This is a genomic window from Acinetobacter sp. YH12137 (assembly GCF_013418535.1).
Lineage (GTDB): Bacteria > Pseudomonadota > Gammaproteobacteria > Pseudomonadales > Moraxellaceae > Acinetobacter.
In genome coordinates this window covers 1-10548 of the sequence record NZ_VPBW01000057.1, presented here as the reverse complement: position 1 = coordinate 10548, position 10548 = coordinate 1, and the positions used below count along the sequence as shown (strand labels likewise).

Here is a 10548-nt window from a genome sequence, read left to right as displayed (position 1 = left end):
AAAGTTTTACGTACTTTAACTGAATCAACCTATGAAATTCAGCCTCAGCAAAGTCATTATGAATCTCTCGAAGTAGATGAGTTCTGGAATTTTGTTGGAAATAAAAAGAATAAACAATGGCTTATTTTTGTTCAAAAGTCATATTTTACCTCGGAGAAACCGGACATTTTTATTGGTGAGAATATAGACACTTTAAATGGGTTCTAACACTCTCGTTTCGTATAACAGCCATTATGTTAAATGAATGATAATTGACATTTTGTTCATTAATACTGATATGCAACGAATTTTATTATATGTCACCCCTCAATTACAAATATAAATGACTGCTCGTCTAATCATCTCCATTACACAATTAAATGTTAAAATGCATAGCTACTTCATCTAAGATAAAATATATGTATCCAAATCTACAGCACAGCTTCGAAAACAGCGTCATTCTCGTTGTAGAAGATGATTATGATATTGGTGACATTCTTGAAAAATACATAAAAAATGAAAACATGCAGGTCATCCGTGCATTGGATGGACAACAAGCTTTAGAGTGCCTAAAAGCCAACTCTATCGACCTGATTCTCCTTGATATTAAATTACCCAAACTAAATGGCTGGGAAATTCTACAAATCATCCGTCAAACAAGTCATTTACCTGTCATTATGCTGACTGCCTTAGATGATCAAGTGAATAAGATCATGGGGCTAAAAATGGGTGCTGATGACTTTATTATTAAGCCATTTAACCCAAACGAAGTGATTGCACGAATACAAGCCGTACTTAGACGAAGTACAAGCCAAAATATGGAAATAACTAATATTATTCGTTATAGAAATATTGAAATTAATCCAGATCATCATCAAGTTTACATTTCAAATGGTCAAAGAAATCAGTTGCTCAACCTTACGTTAACTGAGTATAAGATACTGTTTTTGATGGCAAAAACACCGAATAAAGTCTTTACACGTAATGAATTGATCCAAAACTGTATGCCTGAAAGTGATGCTTTAGATCGCACTGTAGATAGCCATATCAGCAAATTACGCAAAAAACTTGAAGAAAATGATGTAAATGGCTTATTAATCAATGTCCGTGGCGTGGGGTATCGCTTAGATCAAAATCATGAAATTTAACTTTTTTAAAAATTCTGTTGGAATTAACTTCCAGTTTATTATCATGATGAGCCTATTCAATTTAGGCATTACGCTGTTATCTTTCATGATTGGCTATTTTGTTTATAGCTGGGCGATAAAAATAGGTTTTCTAAATACACAAGTTATTAATTCAAATGAATTTTCAGTTACCTCCGTTGACTTTATCTGGCTGTTTTTAGTGCTATTAACAGGCTTTTTTCTTTCTACTATCCTCGCCTTTAAATATGGAAAACGCTATACACAGCCAATTAGTGATTTAGCAGATGTTATTCAACAAATTCAACAAGGCAATTTAGCACTCAGAATTAAACAGCCACATCATGATATTCCACATGAAATCAAGTCTCTTATTGAGAACTTCAATGAAATGGCAAACCAACTTGAAGTATCAGTTAAGAATTCAACTGTTTGGAATGCTGCAATTGCACATGAATTACGAACACCTGTGACAATATTACAAGGTCGCTTGCAAGGTATTGTCGATGGTATATTTATTGCCGATAAAGCTTTACACCTAAGCTTATTGAACCAAGTCGAAGGCTTATCTTACCTTGTGGAAGATTTACGGACACTGACACTTATTGAAAATAAACAATTACGATTAGAACTAGAAAAGACCAATTTAAAAAATAGTATTGAAAAATGTCTGCAGATGTTTAATGAACGGTTTCATGTTAAAGGTTTAACTATTGTTTTAAATTTGACGGATAAATTGGTTTGCGTTGATATAAGAAGGATGGAACAGGTCTTTATTGCATTGTTCTCTAACTTTCTAAGATATTCGAATGCTGGAAAAATAAATATTACATCTGTAACCACAGCAGAACATTGGGTATTGACGTTTGAAGATGAAGGTCCTGGTATTGATGAATCGCATCTTAAACACCTGTTCAAACCCTTCTATCGACTGGAAGACTCTAGATCATGTCTAGATGGCGGTACTGGATTAGGCTTGGCAGTGATTGATGCAATTATTGAAGCACACCAAGGTCATATTTATTATTCTAAATCCAAAAACTTAGGTGGCAGCTGTTTTACTATTCAACTAAATCGTAAGACATCAACTCATTTATAATGTGTTAAGTTCAGATTAATACGGCTTAATTTAAACCATAAATTTAAGATAAATTGATGTCTGAACTTAACCATTCTGTTTGATGATCCTCAAATAAATTTCATCACAATGAATTCTCATCTCGATATTTAGCTAGCATAAAAAATACCACAATGGAGAGTATCCCGATGATAATCCCTGCTGTTAATAATAAATTAACATGAGCTGAACTGAAGGCAATTTTACCTGCGTTAATCAATGCTGTACCTTGTTCAACGGGTAACTGGCTCGCCACTAAATAGGTATCACCAATCGAAAGTCTGGCTTTTTCTGCTAAAACAGCAGTTAAATCTGACGGCACTTGAAGATGACTGCCAAATATATAGGCCATGAAAACACCAAATAAAGTAATACCTAGTCCTGTACCCAGTTCATAACCTGTACTTTCAAGTGAACCTGCCGCACCGCCCTTTTCTGCAGGTACTGAGCCCATGATCGCAATGGATGAAGCTGTTAAACCAATACTCAGTGTTAATCCAATCGAAGCTAAAATAAAGGGAACGATGATTCCCGGATGATGAAAATCTGAATAACTCAAACTGACCAACGCAATTGCTGCCAATATTAATGACATGGTCGCAACCAGACGGAGTCCAAATTTATTGGATAAAAAACCAGCAATAGGCCCGCCAATAGCGGCCGCAACCATAATCGGAACCATAAAAAGACCGGCTTGCAGCGGTGTTAAACGAATGACATATTGCAGCTCCATTGCCAAAGTTAACTCAACCCCTGCCAAAGCGCCTGCAGCAACCATTGCCATAATAATGCCGGCTAAAATAGCAGGACGTGAAAATAGCGAAAGATCTAGCATCGGCTGAGGAGAATTCAGCTGTTTGCGTACAAATATGGTTAATAAGCCGATAGATAAAACGACCAAAGGCAAGACAATCAACAACGACTGTTTACCGCCTAAGCCTGCTTTTAGTGCATATACAAACGAAATCAAACCGACAATCAGCAATAGCGCTTGACCAAATGCCCAATGTCCAGGGGTTATAGCTTCTTTTCGGGACAATAAGAAATAGCACATTGGTGCGACAACCAGCATGATTGGGACGTTAATCAGGAAAACTGAACCCCACCAGAAATATTCTAACAATCCCCCACCAATGAGCGGTCCAATGGCGGCACCGGCTGATCCGATTGTGCCCCAAATACCCAGCGCAATGGCACGTTCGCGACTGTCTTCGAAGGTTCTGCGAATAATACCCAATACACAGGGCATAATCATGGCACCGCCTAATGCTAATAAAGCACGTGCGGCAATCAGCATAGAAGCCGTTTGGGAAAATGCCGCAAGGACTGAGGCAATTCCAAATATAACCAAGCCAATCAGCAGAATCTTACGATTGCCGACACGATCAGCCAAAGTTCCCATCGGAACTAAAAGTCCAGCCATAAGTAATGGATAAATATCAATAATCCATAAGACTTGGTTACTTGTGGCACTCAGCGATTGGGTTAATGAGGGAACCGCAACATGCAGTACAGTCATATCAATCACAATCGGCAGAAATGCAAGCACGACAGCGAGCAATATCCACCAGCGTTTCGGATCAAGATTGGTAGCTTTCATGATTAAACCTATATTGATGGTTTATTAAATCAATTCTGAAATAAAGATGTAAATGAAAGATTTGTTGTGGGCTAAACTCGTTAACCCACAGCTTTTATTCTCAGTTTTGATGCTTAATGTGCCGCTTTACGTTTCGAGAATTTCTCAACCATGCTCAAGACGACAATAAAGAAAATCGGTACAAAAATAACAGCTAGAATTGTTGCGCTGATCATGCCGCCAAAGACGCCTGTACCAATCGCTTTTTGAGTTTCAGAACTAGCGCCACTGGCAATGACTAAAGGAATAACGCCACAGGTAAATGCCAAAGATGTCATTAGGATTGGACGTAAGCGCAATTTAGCGGCTGCAACGGTTGCCTCCACTAAACCCATTCCTTCTTCTCTTAGTGCTTTTGCAAACTCAACAATCAAAATAGCATTCTTTGCAGATAGACCAATAATCGTGATCATGCCGACCTTAAAGAAAATATCATTTGGCATACCACGTAACATTACTGCTAAAAAGGCGCCAATCAACCCTAGAGGGACAACTAGCATCACAGAGAATGGAATTGACCAGCTTTCATAAAGCGCTGCCAAGACAAGGAAAACGACTAACATCGACAACAGTAATAAAAACAAGGTTTGTGATTCCGACTGTTTTTCTTCTAGAGAAATCCCAGTCCACTCATAACCCACACCTTTCGGAAGTTGTTCAATCAAATTTTCCATCTCAGTCATGGCTTGTCCTGAAGATATACCTGCTGCTGGACTGCCAGAAATACTCAATGATGGACGACCGTTGTAACGATTGTATTGTTGTGGGGAATGTTGCCAAATTGGAGTAATTATTTCAGACATTGAAACCAATTTACCGCTTTGACTGTTCACCTTAATCTGAAGAATATCTTCAATACTCATGCGTGATTTGGCATCAAGTTGCACAATGACTTGCTGCATACGGTCATGATTTGGAAAATCATTGATATACATCGAACCCATTGAGGTTGAAATAATATCGGTCACATCACTGAAATTAACACCTAATGCCTGCAATTTATCTCTATCAATTTTAAGCTGTACAGAACTGCCATCTGGCAAACCTTCAGGATAGACCTCCGCCACGATTTTACTTTGTGCTGCTAATGCTAAAAGCTGATCTTGTGCTTCTCTTAAAGCAGGCATGCCAATATTGCCACGATCTAATAATCTCAGTGAAAAACCAGATGAGTTACCCAATTCATCAATTGCTGGTGGTAACACAGACATGGTTTGACCTTCTGAACTTTCAGCCATCGCTATATTGGCATTATTCACGACTTCTTGTGCCGTAATAGTACGCTCTTCGAATGGCAATAGATTGGTAAAATACATCGCTGTATTCTGACCAGATCCACTAAAACCAAAACCTAAGACCGCCATATTGTCTTTAATCCCCGTTTCTTGGTCTAAATAATTTTGAAACTCAGCAACGACTTTACGGGTACGTTCTTGAGTTGCATCCGCAGGAAGTTGAATCGAAGTCATAAACCACCCCTGATCTTCTTCTGGCATAAACGCAGTCGGAACGTGTTTAAAACTAAAAATCAGCACAATGACAATGCCTAAGAAACATAACATTGCGAGGGTTTTATGTTTAATTACTTTAAATAAACTGCGTTCATAGCGATTGTTCAGCTTCTCAAAACTGCGATCAAACGATGCAAAAACACCCTTTTTCTGATGGTCTTGATCAATCGGTTTTAACATCGTTGCACATAACGCAGGGGTTAATGTCAGTGCAAGGAAAGCTGAGAATAAAATTGAAACCGACATGGTAATGGTGAACTGACGATAGATAATCCCCACTGAGCCTGACGCCAATGCCATCGGCAAGAATACAGCGGCTAACACTAAGGTGATGCCAATAATCGGATTGGTAATTTCCTTCATGGCTTTAGATGTGGCTTCAACTGGAGATAAGCCTTCTGTCGCCATAATGCGTTCAACATTCTCAATGACCACAATCGCATCATCGACAATAATCCCGATCGCAAGCACCATACCGAACATGGTCAGCACATTAATCGAAAAACCAGCAAGCAGCATGACTGAGAATGTGCCAAGCAATGCAATCGGTGCAACAATCGCCGGAATTAAGGTGTATCGAACATTGTGTAAAAAGATAAACATGACAATAAAAACTAATGCCATAGCTTCAAGCAATGTCATGATTACTTTTTCAATCGAGATTTTTACAAAAGGTGCAGTGTCGTAAGGTATAGAGAATTTCATACCATCAGGCAGTGCTGAACCTAACTGTTCAATTTTCGCTTTAACACCTTCTGCAGTCTTGACAGCGTTGGCACCAGGACTCATTTGTATCGCCACAGCTGTAGAGGCTTTGCCATTTTCTAAAATCGCAAAGTTATACATCTGTGCCCCGATTTCGACACGAGCGACATCCGACAGTCGAACATTGGCGCCATTTTGTTGAGCACGTAAACTAATTTTCTTGAATTGCTCTACAGTTTCTAATTGACCTTGAGCAGTTAAAGGAATAGTAATTTGTTGCCCCGTCAAAGCAGGAACATCACCAATACGACCTGGTGATATCGGCAAGTTTTGGTTTTGGATGGCTGTATTCACATCTTGAATACTCAATCCATAAGAAACCAAACGATCTGGATCGACCCAAATCCGCATGGCTTTTTCAGCACCAAAATTTTGGACTTTACCAACACCGTCAACCCGCTTTAATTCTTCAATCACATAGCGAGTCATATAGTCACTGACATCAATTTCACTATATTTGCCATTCGGTGAACTTAAGCCCACCATCATTAAAAAACCAGACGACGCAGCATCGACCATCAGCCCTTGTTGTCGCACTGTTTGAGGTAAGCGTGACTCAATGGCTTTAATTTTGTTTTGCACATCAATTTGTGCAAGTTCTACATCTGTACCTGGTTTAAATGTTGCGGTGATTGTTGCTGTTCCAGAACTATCTGAACTTGAACTGTAATAAAGTAAGTTTTTGACACCTGACATTTCCCGCTCAATCAAGGTCACAACACTATCATTCAATGTTTTTGGCGTAGCACCTGGATAGATTGCCGTAATACTAATCTGTGGTGGCGCAACACTTGGGAATCGTGCAATAGGTAACTTGGGGATGCTTAGTACACCCAACAGAATAATAAATAAAGCAATCACCCATGCAAAAATAGGACGCCTAATGAAAAATTGGGACATTATTGCTGTCCTCCATTTTCCTTAATATTTGTAGGTTGCCACTGCTTAATTTTTAATTTTTGCTCAGGCTGTATACGATCAGCCCCTTCAACAATGACTTTCTCACCTGCTTGTAACCCTTGTTTGATCACATAGTTATTTTGATAACGTTGACCAAGCTGAACAGGCTTGCTTTGCGCTAAACCTTTTTGATTAACAATCGTAACATTGGCTTTACCACTAATATCATGTTGAATCGCTTGTTCTGGAACTAGGAGCGCATTTTCAACTTGAGCTCGGCTCATATTGACTCGAACATACATGCCTGGCAAAAGTTTTTGATTTTCATTATTGGCTAAAATACGGATTGTGACATCACCCGTATCAGGATCAACTTTAGTATCCGAAAATAGGATTTCACCTGTAACGTTATAAGGTTTACCCTGACTATTTAGGATTTCAACCGTATGTTTGGTATTTGACACGTCACCTTGCTGTAAAGCTTCCTGTAGTTTTTCATAATCACTAATTGATTGCTTTACATCAACATAGACTTTATTAATCTGTTGTATTACGGCCATTGCATTAGTATCACCTTGACCAACTAATGCACCCTCAGTCACTAAGATTTCACCAATCGTTCCCGAGATAGGGGCTGTAACAGTCGCATATTTAAGATTAAGTTGTTGTCTGCTTAACATGGCTTGCATTTGCGCCACATCGGCTTTTGCTTTTTGATAATCTGCTTCGGTATTGTTGTATTCCTGCTGACTAACCGCATTTACTTTTACTAATTCAGTGTAGCGTTTTAACAGCACCTGCAAACGTGTCACCTCAGCTTGTGCACGGTTTAAAGTGGCTTGATTGCTTTTTACATCTGCCTGAAATATTTCAGAATTCAATTTAAAAAGCGGTTGACCTGCTTGCACATAAGAGCCTTGCTTAAAAAGTACTTTATCAACAATTCCACCTACTTGCGGGCGAATTTCAGCAATACGGTAAGCGACAACACGGCCTGGAAGATTTTCAATTAAATTCATGGAATGCGGTAATACCGTGATGGTACTGACAACCGCTGGTGGCATTTCTGTTGGGGACTGTTCAGCATCTTTGGCTTGTGTACAGCCGATTAAAAGTACAGTTGTAATAAGTATTGAACCTATTAAATGATAATGTGTTGACATGCTTTTTCAGAGGGGGGGTTTTAGATACTACTATTTTGAAATAGCAGTGTTTATGAATTGCTGATGTTGTGTGGAGATTGTGTGGAGATTGTGTGGAGAGATTAAAAGATTTATTTTTTAATGACACGCTTAAACAGCGTGGCTTGTAAATTAGTATAAATAATTTTGTTGTTCTACAATTTTGATCGTATCTTAGTTTTTTCTCATAGTTCATGAACTTTAAAATTCTAAACCAAGACTAATATTTATATAAGCAATTGAAAATACAATACATAGTTTCTTTATACACTTATGAAGTGAACTTTAGGTGAACATAAGTTAAATAGAAATTTTTAATTAGTTCAGCACAAACGTACAATCTTTAAGGCCTATAACTCGATACCGTTCTCTCTTTGATGTTTATTGCTATCTAATTGAGTGAACTCTGTGGAAATATTTCTTTATACATTAAGCGTTATGTATAGCCCAGGCCCTGTAAATTTTATGGGGCTAAATTCTGGCCTTACAGGTCAATTAAAAAAGACTATAGGATTTTACCTAGGCATTGGTTTCGCCATGTTGATCTTATTCGTATTGTTTGGCTATATAGGTGAAGCTGTTATTCCACATGGATTGATTCATTATATTGCTTTAGCGGGTGCAATTTATACATTCTACTTGGCTATAAAAATGATTAGGGCGAATGTAGAAACAACTCAACAGCAAGAAAGCCATCTAACATTCTTAAATGGCTTATTTATTCAGTTATTAAATCCAAAAGCCATTCTCGTCATTCTACCTGTTACGACAATTATGTACCCTGCAGCCAAAATCACAGGAATCATGATCTTGATAGTTTCTTTACTGATTTCACTTGGTGCTGTTGGCGCACCATTCACCTATGCTCTGGTTGGAAAAGTATTAGGCAACAAAATTGCTAATCCTATCTGGTTTAATCGGCTAAATAAGCTGATGGGTATACTCTTGATTTTATCAGGGCTTTTTATGTTCAAAGATTTTCTTAATGGAATAAATCTGCTGTAGGACAAATTAGCCGTTCAAATCGAACGGCTATCTTTTAATATTTATCATTTTCCATTGAGTGGGAGTTAAACCAAATGTTTTTATAAAATGTCTGGTCATATGACTCTGATCAAAAAAGCCTGCATTTAAAGCAGCATTAACAATAGACTCCCCTTGAGCAAGGTAGAACTTAACTGTTTCTAAGCGACGCATGATCATATAACGGTGTGGGCTAGTTCCAAATAATAATCGGAAATCACGAGAAAGGCTCCAGCGGTCACGATCAGCATGTTTCTCTAAATCTGACAAACTTAAGTTTTCATGTGGATACGCCAAAATACACTCACGCGCTCTCTCTGCTGCCTTGTAGTCAAATTTTTTGTTTTGGTTAGATGAAGTATCTGAAATTTCACACAGTGTAGTTGCCAAATCAAATAGAGCATCTTCCTCTTCTAGGGTATCCATATAATTATTTATATTATTTAGAAAGCTATCCATTGCCCTAAACAGGCGAATATCATTACTTAAGCCATGTCTGATAAAAGGCAAAGGTTTACCCTTTAAAATGGTTTGGATCATCGCTGGTTCGATGTAAATCATTCTATAGCGATAGCCATCTAATGTTCCTGATTCACCATCATGCTTTTCATCCGGGTGTAGAACCATAGTCATGCCTGGCAAGCTATGTTGCAATGTACCTTTGTAATGAAAGTTTTGAACTCCGGAAAGAGTCCTGCCAATAGCATAAGTATCATGTCGGTGAGGTTTATAAGCATAATTGGAAAGAAATGCTTCAATTCTTTCTAATTTATGATTTTGAGTGGGGGATCTCACAATCCAATTATTTCCACTGGAGAAATCAGGCATAATTGATGGCCAATTTTTCGTAGATTCTATTGTAGATTATTTTTCACTTTTCCTAAAATTAACATAATACACGTTATACGTAATGCTTGATATTTCTCTTTAAATATCATTATATTAAAGCAAGCCGTTCTGAAATATAGGGCACCAGCAGAGCGGCTTTTTATTGATTATTCATGTTCCACGCTTAAAATTCGAACAGTGTTTCATGATTTTTATAAGTTAAACTAAATTTAGTTGCTAATCCCAATAAGCTATTCACTAACTTGTAAATATCGGGGCACTGTTGCAAAGTTAGCGATGAGGCAGCCTTTTGTCTTATTCAAAGGCCTTACATTTCAAAAACTCTGCTTACCAGGCGCATTTCGCCCAGGGGATCACCATAATAAAATGCTGAGGCCTGGCCTTTGCGTAGTGCACGCATCACCTCAATACCTTTGATGGTGGCGTAAGCCGTCTTCAT

The 10548-nt window shown here is 38.1% G+C and carries 7 protein-coding genes and 2 pseudogenes; 4 read left to right on the top strand and 5 right to left on the bottom strand.

The window, feature by feature from the left end; translation table 11 throughout:
* From FTU72_RS15505 to adeS, 3 genes and pseudogenes are all read left to right on the top strand, one after another.
* A pseudogene (locus FTU72_RS15505) lies at positions 1–129 on the top strand (IS1 family transposase); the annotation flags it as partial.
* Between the two features lie 269 nt (positions 130–398).
* Complete coding sequence (gene adeR, locus FTU72_RS15500; RefSeq protein ID WP_032073130.1) at positions 399–1127, top strand: efflux system response regulator transcription factor AdeR; 729 nt, start codon at positions 399–401, stop codon at positions 1125–1127.
* Positions 1117–2223 carry a two-component sensor histidine kinase AdeS gene (gene adeS / locus FTU72_RS15495; protein ID WP_032073131.1) on the top strand — a complete coding sequence of 369 codons (1107 nt, stop codon included), beginning with the start codon at positions 1117–1119 and terminating at the stop codon, positions 2221–2223. Before adeR ends, adeS begins: the two co-directional genes overlap by 11 nt.
* Positions 2224–2326: 103 nt before the next feature.
* On the opposite strand, the gene FTU72_RS15490 is transcribed toward adeS, so the two are convergent.
* The 3 genes from FTU72_RS15490 to FTU72_RS15480 all read right to left on the bottom strand — a co-directional run bounded on the left by FTU72_RS15490 (position 2327) and on the right by FTU72_RS15480 (position 8219).
* A complete protein-coding gene (locus FTU72_RS15490) occupies positions 2327–3841 on the bottom strand; it encodes an MFS transporter (RefSeq protein WP_032073148.1) in 1515 nt (504 codons plus the stop codon).
* A 113-nt stretch (positions 3842–3954) separates the two neighbouring features.
* The gene (locus FTU72_RS15485) at positions 3955–7059 is read right to left on the bottom strand and encodes a multidrug efflux RND transporter permease subunit (RefSeq protein ID WP_373684854.1); all 3105 of its coding nucleotides are present in this window, start codon (positions 7057–7059) and stop codon (positions 3955–3957) included.
* A complete protein-coding gene (locus FTU72_RS15480; protein WP_032073150.1) occupies positions 7056–8219 on the bottom strand; it encodes an efflux RND transporter periplasmic adaptor subunit in 1164 nt (387 codons plus the stop codon). Before FTU72_RS15480 ends, FTU72_RS15485 begins: the two co-directional genes overlap by 4 nt.
* A 426-nt stretch (positions 8220–8645) precedes the next feature.
* Between FTU72_RS15480 and FTU72_RS15475 the strand changes: the two genes are divergently transcribed.
* Positions 8646–9242, top strand: coding sequence for a LysE family translocator (locus FTU72_RS15475; protein ID WP_074163998.1), 597 nt, complete (start codon positions 8646–8648; stop codon positions 9240–9242).
* Between the two features lie 27 nt (positions 9243–9269).
* Here FTU72_RS15475 and FTU72_RS15470 read toward each other — a convergent pair whose 3' ends face one another.
* Together FTU72_RS15470 and FTU72_RS15465 are read right to left on the bottom strand one after the other, a co-directional pair.
* Complete coding sequence (locus tag FTU72_RS15470; protein WP_032073151.1) at positions 9270–10088, bottom strand: AraC family transcriptional regulator; 819 nt, start codon at positions 10086–10088, stop codon at positions 9270–9272.
* Between the two features lie 328 nt (positions 10089–10416).
* A pseudogene (locus FTU72_RS15465) lies at positions 10417–10548 on the bottom strand (IS6 family transposase); the annotation flags it as partial.

Coding starts and splice junctions, on each gene's coding strand:
- adeR (WP_032073130.1), top strand. CDS start 399: ATGTATCCAAATCTACAGCACAGCTTCGAAAACAGCGTCATTCTCGTT.
- adeS (WP_032073131.1), top strand. CDS start 1,117: ATGAAATTTAACTTTTTTAAAAATTCTGTTGGAATTAACTTCCAGTTT.
- FTU72_RS15490 (WP_032073148.1), bottom strand. CDS start 3,841: ATGAAAGCTACCAATCTTGATCCGAAACGCTGGTGGATATTGCTCGCT.
- FTU72_RS15480 (WP_032073150.1), bottom strand. CDS start 8,219: ATGTCAACACATTATCATTTAATAGGTTCAATACTTATTACAACTGTA.
- FTU72_RS15470 (WP_032073151.1), bottom strand. CDS start 10,088: ATGCCTGATTTCTCCAGTGGAAATAATTGGATTGTGAGATCCCCCACT.